A 19,016-nucleotide genomic window follows, 5' to 3' on the forward strand; every position below is an offset into this window, starting at 1 on the left:
AATATTATTGGTGCTTTTGCTGCTGCACCTTATCTCAAAGCTGTGGGAATCCTGTTTTGAGATTAAAACCTACAGGGTAGGATTTTAAGTAGCAGCTATCTATTGAAATAGGTATATGGCTTTTGCCATATACCTATTTTTTCATATAATCGTCTACTATTCTTTCAGCCATTTTTTTGCAAGTTGATGCTTGAGCTATAAGATTTAGTACAGTTAAGAATACAAATATTCTTTCAAAATTTTCTTCATTTATATTGTTTTCCTTTATAATTTTAGTAAGCTTTTCTTTTATTTGTTTATTCTTCTCAGTAAAGTTTTTAAGACTTTCTTTTTGAAGTTCTGTAAATATTTTATAAGTATTTTCCCAAGTTAAAATATCATCAGTGGATATGTTAATATCATTGAAAGCAAGATTAAATACATCTTTTATTTCTTCGGCTGAAAGTATTGGCCTCATATAGCTTAAAAGTATTAGCTGTATTATATGATCTTTAGTGTAACCTCTCTTTTTCCCATCCTCAGGTTTTGAAATAATCTGGGATTTTATATAGTTTTGAATTATGTTGTTTGTAAAATTGCCATCGAATTTATCGTTTAAAAAATCTGTAACTTGGGATAGATATAAATCGTAAAGAGGAAGATCTTCATAGCCTATTATATTGAATCCCTTTGCCATTTCTAATATTTTATCTATATCATTCATAGGATTCCCTCCCGAAACTTCAATTTATACTTATATTATATAGTATTTATTACTACATTACAAGGTATACATTGAGAAAATATTTTTGAAAATGTGAGATATACAAAGATATTATTAGAAAAAGAGAGAAATATATTTTTAGTATTGCTATTTATACTTATTTAATCCTAAATAAAATAAATTATAACTTGTAAAATGGTAAAAAATACTGCATAATAAGTTATGTAATAAGATACAACTGATTTTAATTCTTTTAGCTCTATTTCTAAATATTATTAATAAGGGGGCTGCCTATATTATATGTTTTCTTTTATACTCATATTATATTATTAAATAAATATAATTTAAGTCTTGTAAAAAATTCAAAGTTATTATGTAAAATAAACTAACAAAAATTTTAAGATAGGAGTTGTTATTATGTATAAAAAGCTTTACAGGTCCAGAAAGGATAGAATGATTGCAGGCGTCTGCGGAGGTATTGCAGAATATTTTGATATAGACCCTACTTTAGTAAGGCTATTTTGGGTATTTGCTGTTCTATTAGGAGGATCGGGAATACTTGCATATATTATTTGTGCAATTGTAATTCCTAATGGAGATGTATAAAAGCAGCATAAACCTTAACATGAACTTTTTAATATTTATAATGAAGTATAAATATGTTAGTATAATATTTATACTTCATTGATTATATTTTGAAACAAAGAAAAAGATAAGTTAATAGAAATGGGGGATTTTATGTATTATATACTATTTACACTTTTATTTTTAAAGTTCAGTTTTAAAAAGGAAGACGTAAAAGAGCAGATTGCAAGAGCTGTAATTGGAATATTTATTAGTTTTATTGTGTTTTATTTATTTAATAAGGACAGAAGTTTATCTCTCCTGATTTCAATATTGTGGATACCTGCATTTTTTCAGCTTCTTTTTACTTCGGTTTGTCAAAGTATCAAGAAGCAGAAGATATCGAATTTTTATTATTTAGCAGCAACATTATTTATTCTTTTTAGCTTTTGCTATAACCTATACCCCTATATAACAGGAAGCTCTAAAAAACTTGCACAAATGGTTCCTGTAAAGGAGAGCAGTGATATAGTATCAAAGATAGATGCAGAACATGTAATAATAATTTCACCTGAAACAGCCTATTATAAGATGCAAAAATTGCTTGGAACTTTGCCAAACCCGAGTATATACAGAGTAGGGGAACTTGGAATTACTATGACAAAGGATGGGGCGTGCTATGTTGCTCCAATAGAAGTTGATGGATTTTTCAGAGCACTTTCAAATAAAGAAATACCAGGAGTTATGTATATTTCAGCAGAAAGAAATGAAGAGGCAAGAATAATAAATGTTCCTGTAGGATATGCTGATTCTTTCGTATTTGGAAGGGACTTAAAAAGACATTTAAGAAGTTATAAACCTGATAAAGTTCTTTTTCAGGCAAATGCAGAACTTGATGATGATGGTAACCCCTATTATGTTGGAAGCTATGGGCACTATGCCTATGGAAGAAAAGGAGCGGTAATAGATGGAGTACTTTTGTTATCCTTTAAGGATGGCAAAGTTACAGATTACAGTAAAGAAAAAGTGCCATCATGGGTTGATGAGGTATATCCTTCAGATGTATCGGAGGATTATAACAAGTTTTTTGGTACTTTAAAGGATGGCCTTTGGAACAAGCTAATAACTAAGAAAGGAGTTCATATTCCTACCAAGTGGGGCTCAATGGCTGAAGTTAAGGGCCTTGAGGTAAATTCGAGCGAGGTTATTGGTGTTATAGATGGAGTAAAGAAACTAAAATGGTTTACAGATCATACAAATACTTCTGACACTTCAACTACTATGACTGGTTATACGCTGATGGACATGAGAAGCGGAAATATGATTTATTATAAAACGCCTGGATATATTAATGGAAAGGGAGCTATGAATGTCGTAAGCAAAGCCCTCGGCGCAAACAGCATGAACTGGACGCCTTCACAGCCAATATTTTATAATCTTTTTGGAACTGAGGCTTGGGTGGTTCCAGTGATAAACAAAACCGATGGTGCATTTATAAAGCTTGGGATTGTTTCGGCTCAAAGCAGTTATGTGGTTCTTGAGGATAGCAAAGATACAGCGATAGAATCCTTTAAAAATGCAATTGCCTATGGCCTTATAAACAGCAGTACAGGAGCAAATGCAAACAGCCTAAAAGCAGAGGAAAAATCGATTACAGGAAAGGTTTTAAGAATAAATCCTGTAACTGAAAACGGTAATACAGTATTCTATTTAAGGCTCGAGGGAGTTAGTACTATTTTCATGGTAAATAAATCTACGGGAGTAGATATAACACTTACAAGAGATGGGGATAATGTTGAAATAAGATATCTTGATATTAAAGGAAATAATGTAGTTTCAACTACCTATTTTAAAAACAATAGTATAAGGTAATCCCTTTTAAAGAACGTCTGCGTGAGTGCGCAGCCGTTCTTTAAATTGTTGAAAAATTATGAAAAATAAATTAATATTAGATTAGAACATATCATCTTAAAGGGAGTTGATTTTATGAAGGTTAGAAAAAGGGATGGGAGCCTACAGGATTTTGATTTTGAAAAGATGATTAGAAGTATTGAAGCGGCCTCTGATGAAGTTGGTGAGCCAATGACACTTTCAGATTTGCAAAATGTTTCAAAAGAGGTAGAGAAAATTTTAAAATCTAAATTTATAGATGAGGTTTCCTATATGGACATAAGGGATGCAATTTCTGCGGAATTAAAAAACAGCGGATTTGAAGATGTTGCAAAGGCATACAGCGAGTTTTAAAAAATAATGTAAAATTAAGGCATACAAAGATAGGTTTATTAAATCATTGTATGCCTTTTATTTGAAAAAGTGCCACCCAATTGATAAGTGACAAACTTTTTCATGCCGCTGTTGCGGCTATTGATTAGTCATGAGTTATTACTTAGGCAAAATCTATATAATTTATTAGTATATGGTTATACACTTAACTATGATTTGAAAAGTTCTAAAAGTTCCTCTTTGCTAAGAGTTGATATGAATGCACTGTCATCGCTGCTGTCCCCGACAACGCTAACAGCTATTTCCCTTTTCAACTCTTGCAGGCGAAGAATTTTTTCTTCAACTGTTCCCATAGCTACAAGTTTTATAACCTCAACAGTCTTACTTTGCCCTATTCTATGAGCTCTGTCCGTTGCCTGATCCTCAACTGCAGGATTCCACCAAGGGTCAAAGTGAATTACTATATCGGCAGATGAGAGGTTAAGACCTGTACCTCCAGCTTTTAATGATATTAAAAATACTTCCCCTTCACCATTATTAAAACGATTTACCATATCGATTCTATTTTCAGATTTTACGCTTCCATCGAGGTACATATATTTAATACCATTATCTGACAGGGATTTTGCTATGTTTTTTAATACAGATGTAAACTGAGAGAATAATAAAATCCTATGTCCTCCTGAAATGCTTTCATCAAGGAGCTCTAAAAGAGCAGATATTTTCCCGCTTTCTCCATCATAATTTTCTATAAAGGAGGAAGGATCACAGCATATTTGACGAAGCCTTGTTAATGCAGCTATCATTTTTAGTTTGCTTTTGTTAAAGCCATAAGCTTCAATATCCTTATCGATTTCATCCTTCGCAGCATTTAAATATGCAAGATAAAGCTTCTTTTGCTTATCTGTCATTTCTACAAGAACAGTCTGCTCTATTTTAGGGGGTAGTTCTTTTACAACATCCTTTTTTAGTCTTCTTAATATAAAAGGCTTAACATGGCGATTCAGTTCTAACAGAGCTCTATCATCCTTGTTTTTAGATATAGGATTGTCATATTTTAAGCTGAAATTCCTATGGGATAATAAATATCCTGGCATTAGAAAATCGAATATTGACCAAAGCTCTGTCAGTGAGTTTTCAATTGGGGTTCCGGTTAGTGCAAAACGCTTTTTTGCATTTATTTCCTTAACGCACTTTGCATTAAGGGATGAAGGGTTTTTAATCTGCTGTGCTTCATCTAATATGCAGCATGAAAACTCAATTTCTTTGTATTCATCAATATCTCTTCTTAAAAGAGGATATGAAGTTATTACAATATCAAAATCATTTATGTTTTCCTTAAATTCGAGCCTTTTGTCCTTTGAACCTGTAATTACAGCAGCTTTAAGGGAAGGGGCAAAACGCTCAATCTCAGCCTTCCAATTGTATAAAAGTGAAGTTGGAGCAACAACGATGGCTGGATGGGAAAGACTGCCTTCAAGTTTTTCGGATTCTAAAAAGGCAATTGTCTGAAGTGTTTTCCCAAGTCCCATCTCATCAGCAAGAATTCCTCCAAATCCATACATTGATAAGGTTTTAAACCATTTAAAACCTGTCCTTTGATATCCTCTAAGCACATTTTCAAGATGTTTTGGAACTTCAAAATCCGATTCTTGAATTTCTCTTATATTTGATATTAGCTGCCTGAAATTCTTATCCTTTTCAATAAAAGAAAGGTTTGAGGATTTTATTACCTGATCAATATATAAAGCGTTATATTTTGATAGGGTAATCTTGTCCTTTAAAAGCTCAGAATCCTTGATGTTAAGATAGTCAATCATATTTGCAAATTCATTGACTTCTTGGGTTTCAAGGGATAAATATCCTCCGTTTTTAAGTTTGTGATATTTTTTCTTAAGCTTTAAAGATTCAAATATGTTTTTAAGTTCGCTTTTATCAACGCCATCTATGCTGAAAGTAAACTCTAAAAGGTCATCATCGTTTAGGCGGACCTTTGATTTTATATTGCTTTTTGAATATATTTTTACATTTTTAAAGGAATCAGAGTAATAAACTTCAGCCATTTCTAAAAGATTTTGCAATTTGTTTTCAATAAAATCTATTATCTTTTCTTCCTCAGATAAGTAAAATATGCCTTTTGAATATTTAAATTCGCAGTTTTCAAAAAAGGATAGTATTTTAGCTTCCTTTTCTATATCTCTTGTTACTATATCGTTTTTGTTTGTAGTATATATAAAATCAATTTTTGCACTTATTCCCTCGTCATATTTATCAAGATATGCTTTGGCTAATAAAGTACATTCCTTTATATCCTTTTTAATTTTATCATCTATTTTTATTTCATTGCTTATCTGTTTTAAAGTAGGCAATATATTTGAAATTATAACTTTTTTATCATCCAGCGGAAACATTAATTTTCCATTATTTACGACCAAACTATTATGAATAGGACTATATACGATTGATTGTTTTTCAGATGGTTTATATATAGTATTATCGTAGAAGAAATATTCTCCGTCTTTAGTCAGAGGAAATGGAAGTGGTTTATCAATTTGCAAAGATATATTATTCTTTGATTGAGATAAGCTAAAGCTTAGTGGCATATCTTCAGGCTTAACAGCACATAAAAATGTTTCTGCTTGATTTATACTTAAGAAAATATTGCTTCCTTCATATATTTTTAAAATCTTTTTTAGAATTTCAGGAGTTATTGTTACAGTTTTTCCGCTTACAATTTTATTAAAGCTGTAGTAATTTCCAATTGTTTTTTCTATTGTATATATTTCATACAATGTGTTAAGAAGTTCCATATCTTTATCCGAATATTTATGAATACTTGGATCAAAGGTAAATAACTTACCAAATTCTAAAGGCTTTTGTGATAGAAAAACAGCATCAAGAAAAGAGGCCATATTTTTAACAATATACAGCCTGTCTACTCCTGTTTTAAGTTCAATGCTCGGAGTCATGTAAAACCGTGAATTTATATTAATAGTAGGCTCAAGAATTATTTCCTGTCTTAAATCCTTTGAATTTAATGACACAAAAGAATCATATAATTTGTTTGATAACTCTGAGGCAAAGGGCTTTATTATTTCCTTTTTATTTGAAGTTTTACTTAATGAATTTGTTTTATTAATTGAAGTATTTGGGGAAGATGAGCTTTTGCTGTTAGTTTTATTTTTATAATCATTTAAATATTTTATAAGTACAGCAGCAATATGCTTACAAAACCTTTTGCCTTCACAGAAATTTTCAAAGGCAGGGCAGGTGCAGCTAAAAAAGGTGAATCCATGTTCAGAGCTGAAGTTAACCTCAACATCGTATAATTCACCGTCACTTCCTTCAACATCTGCATATAGGGATAAAAAATATTCGCTTTTTATGTCGCCTTCTTCTTCAACGTCTAAATTTAAAACCATATCTCTTTTGTAATAGGACATACCCTTTGAATAGGATTGAGAATAGCAGTATTTTTGTACTAAATCCTTTGTTAATATATACAAAACATTCACCCCGTAAAAAATAGTTTACTTTATAATGGTATCATATTTTTTATTATTTTAAACATAAAAATAAAATTGGCATGGTATATTTTAATTCATGCCAATTTTATATGATAGAAGTTTGTAAAGATTTACTGTAAAAGTCTATTATGTGATGATAGTGCTAATTTTGCGGAAATGATGCCTACTCTTAGATAGAACTATTATTTTTATAAAAGCATATTATCAACGTTTTCAGAATTTACAACATCCATTCTTGTCCAGACTTTGTCGCTTTCCGGTTTTTTATTATCAACAATATAATTATAAAGATATATTAAAGGATTGTATCCTTGACCAAATGGGTCCTGACCTATGGAGCAGGATATAACGCCTTTTTTTATGTAATTAAGCGTTGAATCTATAAAGTCAAAGCATACTATTTTTACTTTACCGCTAAGTCCCATATCTACTACAGCCCTTGCAACCCCTGAAATCCCGCCGGCAGCTATGAATATTCCGTTTAAATCTTTATTTTCTTCAAGATATTGTTTAGTCTTTTTATAAGCAACCTCGTCGTTATCATGGGCTTCGGCTTCAAATACAACATTAAAGTTTTTTCCTTTAGATAAAGATTCTTTAAATCCTTTGATTCTAAGCTGATGGTCATTTATATTAAAGCTGCTCGTTATTATCCCTATTTTCCCATCCCTTTTAATTTCTTTTACCATCATTTCTCCGGATAGAAGGCCTGCGCTATATGGATTTTGACCTACAAATACTAAGCGATTGCTCTCAGGCACATCTCCATTAAATGTGGCAACAGCGATTCCTTTGTTAGCAGCATTATTAATTTTTGCTGCCATTTCCTTATAGTACCCAACAACAGAAATTCCATCATATCCTTCGCTTATCAAATTATCCAGTGCTTTATTAAAGTTTTCAACTGTTGTATCCTGAATTTCAATCAAATCCACTTTAGTATTTCTATTTAAAAGTTCTCGTTTTGCATACATAATGCCTTGCTTTATTGAATTCCAAAATTCAGCATTGTTTGGACATATTACTCCGAGTTTTAATTGCTTTGAAGGTTTTTTATCAGTCGGTTTTACGCTTGTATTAAATCTTGATGCAAGCTTTTCTATTTTTTTAAGCATTGATGAAAGATTGCTTGAGGAAGCATTTATCTCTTGAAGACCTGCAACTCCTTCTTCAATTATAGCTGCAACTTCCTGAGTACTTGAAGTAACAGCATTTGAAGCATCATAAAGCTTCTCGCTTAAAAGTGTTGTTTCCTTTGCATGCTGATTAATTCGAGTCGTTTCACCGCTTATTAGCTTCATACTTTCAATAATTACCTCGTTTTGATTGCTTATATTGTTGAATATATCCTTTACGCTTGAAAATATTTCATTTCCTTTATCAAAATTATTAATACATTCTTCTATACTTTTTTCAACGAAATCGCTGTTAGCCATAATACTATTTATTAAATTGTTAATTTTTATTGTTCCGTCCTTTGCAGCATCAGATAATTTTGTAGTTTCTGCAGCAACAACAGCAAAACCACGTCCGGCTTCTCCAGCCCTTGCGGCTTCAATTGAAGCATTGAGTGCAAGCATTTTCAGCTGCTCGCTAATATTAGTTATAAAATCTACTATTATAGTTATTTCTTTTATACTGCTTCTAAGTTTATTTATAAAATCATATGTACTTTTCAAATCAGAAGATATTATATTTATCTGATTATTGTATTCATTTATATTTTCAATACCCTGCTTTGTGATATTGCTTGTATTCATTGTTAGAGTTTCTGTATCTTTTATATTTGCTAATATATTATCTACCCTTTTACTAACATCATTAAGGTTATCTGCTGTATTTTTTACAAGCTCAAGCTGCTGTTGGGTTTTGCTTGAAATTTCTTGTATAGTACTTGAAACTTGTTCATTTCCTTTATAACTTATTTCAGTGCTTTTTGACATCTTGTCTACAGATTCTGAAATTACGAGTATATTGGATTTTGTCTGCTCTATGAATAAAAGCAGATTAGATTTCATGTCATTAAAAGCTCTGACAAGTTCACCAATGCTGCTTTTGTCATTTGTAACAATATCGCTTAATCCAAGTTCTCCCTTTGAAATTGTTTTTGCATATTCTGCAATTATATTAACAGGACTCAGTATTGATTTTAAAGAATAAAGTAGTATAAAAATACAAATTACTGCTAATGTTATTCCAATAACTGATAAAATTTTAATTAAATTAGAAGTATTTGATTTGAATAATATTATGTAGCCTGAGAAAATCATAAAGAGAAGAATCACAGAAAAGCATAAATAATTAGACAATTTTGAATTTAATTTTGATGATTTTAAAGAAAAGTTATTTTTTCCTTTCATATATAATCCCCCTTGATTGACAAAAAATTTAACCCTCCTTCTAAAATTATACATAATTTTATATATAATTACAATGTTGGTAATAATGGTTGAAGTATATGGGGATAAAAAAATATTAATTATAAATATTTAAATATTGACAAGTGCACAAATTTTGTGATAATTTTAAATTAAGAAAAGCTTTTCACGAGGTAATGATTATGAGTTTAAACATTAAAGATATAGCAAAATTAGCAGGAGTTTCACCTGCAACTGTTTCGAGGGTTATAAATAATACAGGAAATGTCAATGAAGAAAGTAGAGAAAGAGTTTTAAAGATTTTAGGTGAGACAGGCTATAAACCTAATGCATTAGCAAGGGGGCTCATACATAAAAGAACTAATATATTAGGTATTGTTGTCCCGGATATTTCAAATATAAATTTTTCTGAACTTGTAAAGGGAATTGAGAAAGAAGCAAGAAATCATGGATATAATATAATACTTACAACTTCAGGCAATGAATTTGAAAAAGAAATTGAATGCTTCCAGATGTATAATGAAAAAAGAGTAGACGGGATTATATTTTCAGGTACAAGATTTACTGAGAACCACAAAATTGAAATGGATAATTCTACAGCGCCATTTCTTGTATTTGGGCAGGATTTTGAACATGAAAAACTTTTAACGGTAAACATAGATAATAACAAAGCTGCCTATGATGCAGCAATGTTTCTATTTTCAAAGGGTGCAAAAAATATTGCGATGATTGGAGGCCCTCTTTGGGATAGGGCAGCAGGATACAGCAGGTTTATGGGTTTTTTAAGTGCAGCAGTTGAGAATGGATTAAACCCTAAAGAGCTTATTTATGAAGAGGGAGATTTTACAATAAAGTCAGGATATAGAATAATGAAGTCTATTTTAAATAAAAAGATAGTTGATGCAGTTCTTGCGGCTAATGATTTTATGGCTCTTGGTGCGATTAAATGCCTTAGCGATGAAGGAATATCTGTACCAGATGAAGTTCAGGTTATGGGATTTGATGATAATATTATTTCAGAGATATATAATCCTTCCCTTACTACAGTAAAAATAGATTTTTATGAAGCAGGGAAGATTTGTGCAAAGGCATTAATAAATAAAATAAATGGGATTGAAGTAGAAAAAAATGTAAAGTTTCCTTATGAAATTGTAGTAAGAAAAAGTACTAAATAATTTTTTAAGCTTCTGAGAAAAGCTTTTCACAAGTAGTTATTTAAAATATGGTCATATTTAAATGACATATATTAAAATAAATGAAGGGGGAAAATTTATGAAATTTAAAAAAACATTTACAGTGTTTTTGACAGTATTAATTATGACTCTATCACTTTCAGGATGCTCAAAATCAAGTACTACAAACAATTCGCAAACTCAGACAGAAAAAAAACAAGTTAAAATTACTGTTATGAATTCAAAAGGTGAAATACAAACTCAGCTTGAGAAAATGGCTAAGGCATTTATGAATGATAACAAAGACATCACAGTAGAAGTTATACCAGCACCTGCAGGGCAGTCACCTTTTGAAAAAGTTTCATCTCTTTATTCATCCGGAAACGCACCAACACTTTCAATGCTTGATCCAGGTGATATTGTCAAATTTAAAGATAAAGCAGCAGATTTAAGTTCTGAAAAGTGGATTAATGATTCTTTTGATAGAAGTCTTGATTCAGCTAAAGTTGATGGTAAGGTTATCGGTTTTCCATTTGCAGTTGAGGGATATGGTTTTATTTACAATAAAGAACTTTTAGACAAAGCTTATGGAGGAAATTTTGATGCTTCAGCAGTAAAAACTCAAAAGGATTTAGAAGAAATGTTTAAAAAGCTTGAAGCTTCAGGGGTAGGCTCTATCATAGTATCACCAATGGATTGGTCACTTGGTGGACATTTCCTTCCACTTTCATATTCAACACAAAGTAAGTCATCAGATGATGTAAATAAATTTATAGAAGATTTAAAAGCTGGTAAAGTTGAACTTGCTCAGAATAAGCAATTTAAAGGTTTAATGGCTACGCTTGATATAATGAAGAAACATAATATATCAAAAAGCTCACCACTTTCAGGCACCTATGAAAATGGCCCAGAAGCATTAGCAACAAAGAAGGCTGCAGTTTGGTTCATGGGTAACTGGGCATGGCCTCAAATCCATGAATTAGATGCTGAAAACAATTCCTATGCTTTCTTGCCTGTACCAATAAGTAATGATGCAGCTGATTATGGTAATTCAGAAATACCTGTTGGTGTAACTAAATATTTTATTTTAGACAAAGAGCAAAATAGCCAAGAGCAACAAGCAGCAGCAAAGAAGTTCTTAGAATGGATAGTATACAACCAAACAGGTCAAGATTATTTAGTAAATAAAGCTAATGTTATACCTGCATTTAAAAATATAACTATAGAATCACAGGATCCCCTCGCAAAATCAATTAAAAAATACATGAGTAAAGGAAAGACTTTACAATTTATGGTTACATTGCCGTCAGATCACTGGTCAAAAAATGGTGCTTCCATGCAAAAATTCTTAGATAACAAGATTGATGTAAATGGACTTGCAAAAGAAATACAAGAATATTGGAAAAACATAAAATAGCAATCAATTTAATAACGGATAGATTATTTCTATCCGTTATTTTTCCAAAATAATATTTTGGGGGGTATAAAATGAGAGAAGAGAGCAGGTTTATAGATAAACTAAAAACTTATATTGTTTATGCTGGACCAACAACATTTGTTTTTTTTACAGTAATAATATTGCCTTTTTTATTTGGTATATATTTGACATTTACCAGTTATGATGGGATATCTAACTCACATAACTTAGTTGGATTTGCAAACTATATTGAAGCCTTTAAGGATACTAAGTTTTTAGCTTCATTTTTGTTAACACTAAAATATGTATTATATACAGTTGTTTTTACTAATGTAATAGCATTTTTATTCGCATATATATTAACCAGTGGAATGAAAGGACAAAACTTTTTTAGAGCAGGATTCTTTACTCCAAATCTAATCGGAGGGATAATTTTAGGTTTCATATGGCAATTTATATTTTCAAAATTACTTGTTTATATAGGAAATAACTTTAATATACCTATATTTTCTACATCATGGCTTGCTGATCCAGTAAGGGCATTTTGGACATTAGTTATTGTTAGTGTATGGCAGAATTCAGGATATATGATGGTTATTTATATTGCAGGATTCATGAATGTACCTAAAGATTTATTAGAAGCTGCAAACATAGATGGTGCTAACGCATGGAGAAGAATGGTTAATGTCATAATTCCTATGATGATACCATCAATAACCATATGTTTATTCTTAACATTGCAAAGAGGATTTATGGTATATGATGTAAACCTTGCATTAACAAAGGGAGGACCGTTTAAGAGTACAGAATTAATATCGATGTATGTTTATAATCAAGCATTTTTGTCTCAAAAATATGGCGTAGGTCAAGCTCAGGCATTTGTATTGTTCTTAGTTGTTGCTTTAGTATCTGTTATACAGGTTTACTTTAGCAAGAAGATGGAGGTTGAAGCATGATGAAGAAAAAAGGAAGTATAACATCTATTATTAAATTTTTGTTTTTGGGTATATTTTTCCTTGCTTATATGGTTCCTTTTATATTTGTATTAATCAATTCTTTTAAATCAAAGAAAGAGATTTTGCTTAATCCTATGGCTTTACCTTCAAAGATAAATTTTACAAACTTTTTAACAGCTTTTAATAAGATGGATTATGTTCATGGATTTACAAATTCTCTTATTATTACAGTATTTAGTGTACTATTAATAGTTGTTTTATCCTCAATGACTGCCTATATACTTGTAAGAAAAAAATGGAAGTTTAATCAAGCGATATTCTTTGTAATGGTTGCTTCAATGATAATTCCATTTCAAGCCATAATGATTCCATTAGTTAGGATATATGGGTCTATAGGTATGCTAAATAGTAAGTGGGCTCTTATATATATGTATATTGGTTTTGGAACATCTCTTGCAGTATTTATGTTTCATGGTTTTATTAAAAGCATTCCCCTTGAGCTTGAAGAAGCAGCAATGATAGATGGAGCAAAGGGAATGCAGTTATTCTACCTTATTGTTTTTCCTTTACTAAAGCCAATTGCCATGACTATTGCTATATTGGATGTTTTATGGATATGGAATGACTTTCTTCTTCCCTCACTGGTTTTAATTGCTCCTGAGCAAAGGACATTACCACTATCAACATTTTATTTTTATGGAACATATACTGCTGATTATGGATTATCTATGGCAGGTTTAATATTAACAATAATTCCTGTAATAATAATTTATTTAATTCTTCAAAAGTATATCATAAATGGAGTGCTGCAAGGTTCAATCAAATAAAATTTAGGAGTAGTAGATATGACAGAAGATATGATAGTATTAGCAAAAAAATTTATTGAAAACAACAAAACAAAGGTAGATTCAACTTATAGGTTAAATTATCACCTTATGGGGGAGTATGGATGGGTTAATGATCCTAATGGTTTTATATACTTTAATGGTTTATATCATTTGTTTTATCAGCATTATCCATACGAACCCATATGGGGACCTATGCATTGGGGGCATGCTGTAAGCAGTGATTTAATAAAATGGGAATATATGCCTTTGGCCCTTGCGCCGGATAAAGTCTATGATAAAGATGGATGTTTTTCAGGAAGTGCCATTGAAAAAGATAATATGATGTATCTATTTTATACAGGACATGTTTATAATAGCGATAAAAAAGATGACTATAAGCAGACTCAGTGTATAGCATATTCAATAGATGGGATAAATTTCTCAAAATATATTAACAACCCTGTAATAGGAGCTGAAAAGATACCACAAAAATCGAGTAAGAATGATTTCAGGGATCCTAAAATATTTGTAAGAGGTACTAACTATTATATGGTATTAGGCTCAAATGATGGGGAAGGAAACGGTCAAGCATTGCTCTATAAATCCAAAGATTTAATTAATTGGGATTTTGTTAATATACTTGCAAAAAGTGATGGTAATATTGGAATGGGATGGGAATGCCCAGATTTATTCTCAATTAAAGATATGGATGTTTTAATTGTTTCGCCTCAATATATGAAAAGTCAGGGATATAACTATAAAAATTTACATTCAACAATATACGCTGTAGGAAAATTCTATGATGAAAGCGGAGAGCTTAAATTTGATGAATATCATCCAATAGATTATGGGTTTGACTTTTATGCACCTCAAACAACTTTTGATGATAAAGGAAGAAGACTGATAGTTGCATGGATGGATATGTGGGAATCAGAAATGCCCACACAAAGATTAGGACATAATTGGGCTGGAGCTATGACACTGCCAAGAGAGATAGTTATGAAAGATAATAAGCTGTATTTTAGACCAGTTGAAGAAATAAAAAAATATAGAAAAAATGAGTTTGAGATTAAGAATTTAGAATTAATAGAAGAGATTACAATAGATACAAAGGGAGATTGTTATGAACTTGATATTTTAATAGATGCACAGGAGGCTAAAAGTTTCGGAATAAAGGTAAGAGCAAGTGAAAAAGAAGAAACTATATTAGAATACAACAAAGAAAATAAACTTTTCAAGTTTAATAGAGATAAATCAGGAATAGGCCCAAAGGGTGAGAGGGCCACTGAAGCTGAACTAATTGATAACAGATTAAAACTTCAGATATTTGTGGATAAATCTTCAGTTGAAGTGTTTATAAACGATGGGGAGAAGGTTATGACGGGAAGGATTTATCCTTCGAAGGAATCTAATTTAATAAAACTATTCTCAAAGGGTAGGTGCAGGATATCTTATTTATATAAGTGGGACATACTGTAAGGAGTTAATAATTATTTAGAAGAAATGGTGGAAAGAAGAGATAATGGGAGGAGCCCAACAAGTGGGCAAGTCCTTAGATGGTTCAGATTGGGAATATAATCAAAATTCAATTTTAAAATATTAACGAAGGCTTATAAGTTTATAAAAAAAGTGTATGGCAGTTATGATTTGATTTTAGAGGAGAATGAAATATATATGCATACATTAGGACTTAAGAAAAAGAAACATTTAATCATATGTTATTTTAATGAAAAAGAAAATAAATTTAATTTAATATGCCTGAAGAAATAAGATATAAATTATATGAATTATTGATTTCAAACTATGAAGTGATTAGCAGAAGAATTGATGAAATAAACTTAAGACCATATGGAACAAGAGTTTATGAACTTGAAGGAAAATGAGCAAGGTGGGGATAATGTGATTAATATGTATGACAAAATAAATTTTGATAATAAGATATATGACCTATTGACAATAGGGGAGCTTTTAATAGATATGATTTCAAATGAATTTAGTGAGAAATTCAGCTGTAACAGTTATATTAGAAAATTTGGAGGTTCGCCATCAAATATAGCAATTAACGCTAAAAAACTAGGAGTAAATTCACTGCCTATATCCTGCGTTGGTAATGATGGCTTTGGAGATTTCCTAATTTCAAGTTTAGAGAAAGAAAACGTTGATACTTCACAAATAATTCGTTCAAAAAGTCCAACAAGCATGGTTGTATTAACAAGGTCAAAGGAAACGCCCATTCCAATATTTTATAGAGGAGCAGATTATCAAATAAAATATACACCAACATTAGATGAGAAAATTAAAAACTCCAAAATAGTACATTTTTCGTCTTGGCCAATATCTAAAAAACAATCAAGAGAGGTTATAGAAAGGGTGATTAAGACAGCAAAAGAAAGCAGTACATTAATAGGTTTTGACCCTAATTATCATAAAGATTTATGGGAAGAGGAAAATGGTACAAGCTTAATGAAATCAATGATAAAATATACAGATTTTATAAAGCCCTCAGAGGATGATGCAGAAAGATTATTTGGAAAGGATAATCCTGAAAATCAAATAAAGAAGTTTTTTGATTTAGGAGCAAAATTAGTTGTCATGACACTCGGTAAAGATGGAGTTATAGTTTCAGATGGAGTAAACAGTGAAAAATTCGACACACTGGCAACAAATGTCGTAGATGTAACAGGTGCAGGAGACGCATTTTGGGCGGGCTTTTATGTTGGATTAATAAAAGGAAGAAACGTAATAGATTCGGTAAAAGTTGGACTTGCAGCAAGTGCCTTTAAATTAAGATATGTTGGAGCAATTTCGCCAATGCCGCGATATGAAGAATTAATTAAAGAGTTCATTATATAGGAGGTTATTATGAGGATTGCATTTATAAACCCACAGGGCAATTTTGATAATAATGATAGTTACTGGACACAGCATCCTGATTTTGGCGGACAGCTTGTATACGTAAAGGAAGTAGCATTAGCCCTTGGAGACATGGGGATTAATGTGGATATAATTACAAGAAAAATTGTGGATGATAATTGGAAAGGTTTTTCAAAGGACGTTGAGATTTATCACGGTAATCCTAATGTTAGAGTTATAAGAATACCATTTGGAGGATATAAGTTTTTGAAAAAGGAGGAGCTTTGGCCATATATTGCAAATGAATTTGTAGATGGAATTAAAGAGTTTTATAAAAAGGAAAATACTAAAATAGATGCAATAACAACCCATTATGCAGATGGAGGTCTAACAGGTTCAATACTATCTAACATTTTTGATGTGCCTTTTACCTTTACAGCCCATTCCCTTGGTGCACAAAAGATGGACAAACTTGGCGTAAATGGAGAAAACTTTATTGAGTTTGAAAAGAGATATAATTTTTCAAAGAGGATATTTGCGGAAAGAATCGCAATGAACAGAGCCTTTGTAAATGTCGTATCAACAGAGCAGGAGAGGTTTGAACAATACAGCCACAGATTCTATAAAGGGGCGGTTGATGTAAATGATGATAATAAATTTAGGGTTATACCTCCAGGAGTTAACACAAAGGTATTTACTTATGAATACTCAAAGGAAGACGATTTGACAAAAGAATATATTGATAAGTACTTGCTTAGAGATATAAAAAGCGATAGGCTTAATTTGCAATATGTTGTGCTTTCATCAAGATTCGATAAAAAGAAAAATCATAAAGGTGCTGTGCTTTCCTTTGCAGAAAACAAGAAATTACAAGAGATTGCAAATCTTGTTATTGTGCTTAGAAATGTTGAAAATCCCTTTGAAGATTATTCAAATTTAAAGGGTGAAGAAAAGGAAATTATGGACGAAATTATGGATATAATAAAAAAATATAACCTAAAAGGAAAAATATCTATGTTTCCTATAAATGGTCAAAAACAGCTTGCATCAGCTTATAGGGTGTTTAGTAAAAGAAGGTCAGTTTTCTGCCTTACTGCATTATATGAGCCCTTTGGGCTTGCTCCAATTGAGGCAATGTATGCAGGACTTGCAGCTGTTGTTACTAAAAACGGTGGAACATTAGAAACAGTGGATAGAGGCAAATATGGAGTTGCAGTTGACCCAGAAAATATAAAGGATATATCTGAGGGGCTGATTTATGCACTTAATAATTTTGAAATGTTTAAAAAAATTGGAATAGAAAGGGCAGAGTCAAAATATACATGGAGACAGACAGCAAAGGGGTATCTTGATGTAATAGAAAAAGAATTAGAAAAAAGAGAAAAAATATCAGACTATTACTATAGGCGAGAAAATGAAGAGTACTTGATAATAAAAATGAAAGGATTGTTAGGTGAATAAATATGGCTGAATTTAGGCTGAATAATATAACACGAGAACAGATATTAATTGTAGAATCAAGGTCAAAGAGGCCTAAGGATTTTAAAAGCGCTGAAACAGCTGAAAAAGTAAAATATAAAGATAACTGTCCATTTTGTGTTGGAAATGAGGATAATACTCCTCCTGAAATTTTTAGATTAGGAAGTCCATGGGAGGTTAGAGTGGTTGAAAATAAATTCCCAATTCTCGACAGAGAAGGAGATATAACTGGTTATCATTATGTTTTAATTGAAACTGCTGACCATAGCAAAGGTTTTCATGAGATGGATGAAGAAGAGATTTTTAAGGTTTTTAAGAGTTATGTAGAGGTCTGTAAAAAGTTATATGAAAAGGATGATGTAAAATATGTTCAAGTGTTTAAAAATTATAAAAAGGAAGCAGGTGCATCCCTTGAACATCCTCATTCACAGATAATAGCAATCAAAAAAATGCCAGATAAAATCAATAACAAAATTAGAAAATACAGGGAATTATATTTTAAAAATTCAAGATGCCTTATGTGTAAAACTATAGAAGAAGAACTTCAATATAAAGAAAGGGTAGTATACCATGACGAAGATTTTATAATATACTGCCCCTTTGCTTCAATTTTCCCATACGAGATGGCTATAGCACCAATTAAGCATAAAAGCAGTATTTTAAATCTTTGTGATGATGATATTAGAAAGTTTTCAGGTTCTGTACTTAAAGCCATATTTAAGCTAAATCAGAATATAGGGGATGTTCCTTACAATATGTATTTAGATTTTATAAAAAATGAAAACAATTATTATCATTATGAAGTAAGGCTTTGCCCCAGACTTTCTATAAATGCAGGGTTTGAAATAGCAACAGGACTTTATACTAATATTGTGTCTCCAGAGACAGCAGCGAAAATACTAAGAGATTAAAAATCG

General features: G+C 31.1%; 15 protein-coding genes. 12 read left to right on the forward strand and 3 right to left on the reverse strand.

The window, feature by feature from the left end:
* Positions 1 to 133: 133 nt before the first annotated feature.
* Complete coding sequence (locus B5D15_RS10795) at positions 134 to 703, reverse strand: DUF1836 domain-containing protein (protein ID WP_078697138.1); 570 nt, start codon at positions 701 to 703, stop codon at positions 134 to 136.
* Between the two features lie 417 nt (positions 704 to 1,120).
* Here B5D15_RS10795 and B5D15_RS10800 point away from each other — a divergent pair, with 417 nt between their 5' ends.
* The 3 genes from B5D15_RS10800 to B5D15_RS10810 all read left to right on the forward strand — a co-directional run bounded on the left by B5D15_RS10800 (position 1,121) and on the right by B5D15_RS10810 (position 3,511).
* Positions 1,121 to 1,309, forward strand: a complete 189-nt coding sequence (locus tag B5D15_RS10800; RefSeq protein WP_078697139.1) for a PspC domain-containing protein — start codon at positions 1,121 to 1,123, stop codon at positions 1,307 to 1,309.
* Between the two features lie 132 nt (positions 1,310 to 1,441).
* A complete protein-coding gene (locus B5D15_RS10805) occupies positions 1,442 to 3,139 on the forward strand; it encodes a hypothetical protein (protein ID WP_078697140.1) in 1,698 nt (565 codons plus the stop codon).
* Between the two features lie 114 nt (positions 3,140 to 3,253).
* Positions 3,254 to 3,511, forward strand: a complete 258-nt coding sequence (locus B5D15_RS10810; protein WP_078697141.1) for an ATP cone domain-containing protein — start codon at positions 3,254 to 3,256, stop codon at positions 3,509 to 3,511.
* 188 nt (positions 3,512 to 3,699) lie between these two features.
* On the opposite strand, the gene B5D15_RS10815 is transcribed toward B5D15_RS10810, so the two are convergent.
* Complete coding sequence (locus tag B5D15_RS10815; RefSeq protein ID WP_242948738.1) at positions 3,700 to 6,996, reverse strand: SNF2 helicase associated domain-containing protein; 3,297 nt, start codon at positions 6,994 to 6,996, stop codon at positions 3,700 to 3,702.
* Between the two features lie 209 nt (positions 6,997 to 7,205).
* Entirely contained in the window at positions 7,206 to 9,377 is a 2,172-nt protein-coding gene (locus tag B5D15_RS10820; protein ID WP_179122273.1) for a substrate-binding domain-containing protein, read from the reverse strand.
* Positions 9,378 to 9,577: 200 nt separating this feature from the next.
* Here B5D15_RS10820 and B5D15_RS10825 point away from each other — a divergent pair, with 200 nt between their 5' ends.
* The 9 genes from B5D15_RS10825 (at position 9,578) to B5D15_RS10860 (ending at position 19,010) form a co-directional block, all read left to right on the forward strand.
* Positions 9,578 to 10,570, forward strand: a complete 993-nt coding sequence (locus tag B5D15_RS10825; protein WP_179122274.1) for a LacI family DNA-binding transcriptional regulator — start codon at positions 9,578 to 9,580, stop codon at positions 10,568 to 10,570.
* Between the two features lie 97 nt (positions 10,571 to 10,667).
* Entirely contained in the window at positions 10,668 to 11,984 is a 1,317-nt protein-coding gene (locus B5D15_RS10830; RefSeq protein WP_078697144.1) for an ABC transporter substrate-binding protein, read from the forward strand.
* A gap of 71 nt (positions 11,985 to 12,055) precedes the next feature.
* Positions 12,056 to 12,940: a carbohydrate ABC transporter permease gene (locus B5D15_RS10835; RefSeq protein WP_078697145.1), complete on the forward strand. Its 885-nt coding sequence runs from the start codon at positions 12,056 to 12,058 to the stop codon at positions 12,938 to 12,940.
* Positions 12,937 to 13,767 carry a carbohydrate ABC transporter permease gene (locus tag B5D15_RS10840; RefSeq protein ID WP_207651465.1) on the forward strand — a complete coding sequence of 277 codons (831 nt, stop codon included), beginning with the start codon at positions 12,937 to 12,939 and terminating at the stop codon, positions 13,765 to 13,767. The genes B5D15_RS10835 and B5D15_RS10840 overlap by 4 nt, the downstream gene beginning before the upstream one ends.
* Positions 13,768 to 13,785: 18 nt before the next feature.
* Positions 13,786 to 15,246 (forward strand): glycoside hydrolase family 32 protein, encoded by a 1,461-nt coding sequence (locus B5D15_RS10845; RefSeq protein ID WP_078697146.1) that lies wholly within the window; start codon positions 13,786 to 13,788, stop codon positions 15,244 to 15,246.
* Positions 15,247 to 15,521: 275 nt separating this feature from the next.
* Positions 15,522 to 15,650: a hypothetical protein gene (locus tag B5D15_RS15795; protein ID WP_278305837.1), complete on the forward strand. Its 129-nt coding sequence runs from the start codon at positions 15,522 to 15,524 to the stop codon at positions 15,648 to 15,650.
* Positions 15,651 to 15,675: 25 nt separating this feature from the next.
* Complete coding sequence (locus B5D15_RS10850; protein WP_143287292.1) at positions 15,676 to 16,620, forward strand: carbohydrate kinase family protein; 945 nt, start codon at positions 15,676 to 15,678, stop codon at positions 16,618 to 16,620.
* A 9-nt stretch (positions 16,621 to 16,629) separates the two neighbouring features.
* A complete protein-coding gene (locus tag B5D15_RS10855) occupies positions 16,630 to 18,081 on the forward strand; it encodes a glycosyltransferase (protein ID WP_078697147.1) in 1,452 nt (483 codons plus the stop codon).
* Positions 18,082 to 18,083: 2 nt separating this feature from the next.
* Positions 18,084 to 19,010 carry a galactose-1-phosphate uridylyltransferase gene (locus tag B5D15_RS10860; RefSeq protein WP_078697148.1) on the forward strand — a complete coding sequence of 309 codons (927 nt, stop codon included), beginning with the start codon at positions 18,084 to 18,086 and terminating at the stop codon, positions 19,008 to 19,010.
* Positions 19,011 to 19,016: the final 6 nt, after the last annotated feature.

It is taken from the genome of Caloramator quimbayensis (assembly GCF_900167605.1).
Taxonomy (GTDB): Bacteria; Bacillota; Clostridia; order Clostridiales; family Caloramatoraceae; genus Caloramator_B; species Caloramator_B quimbayensis.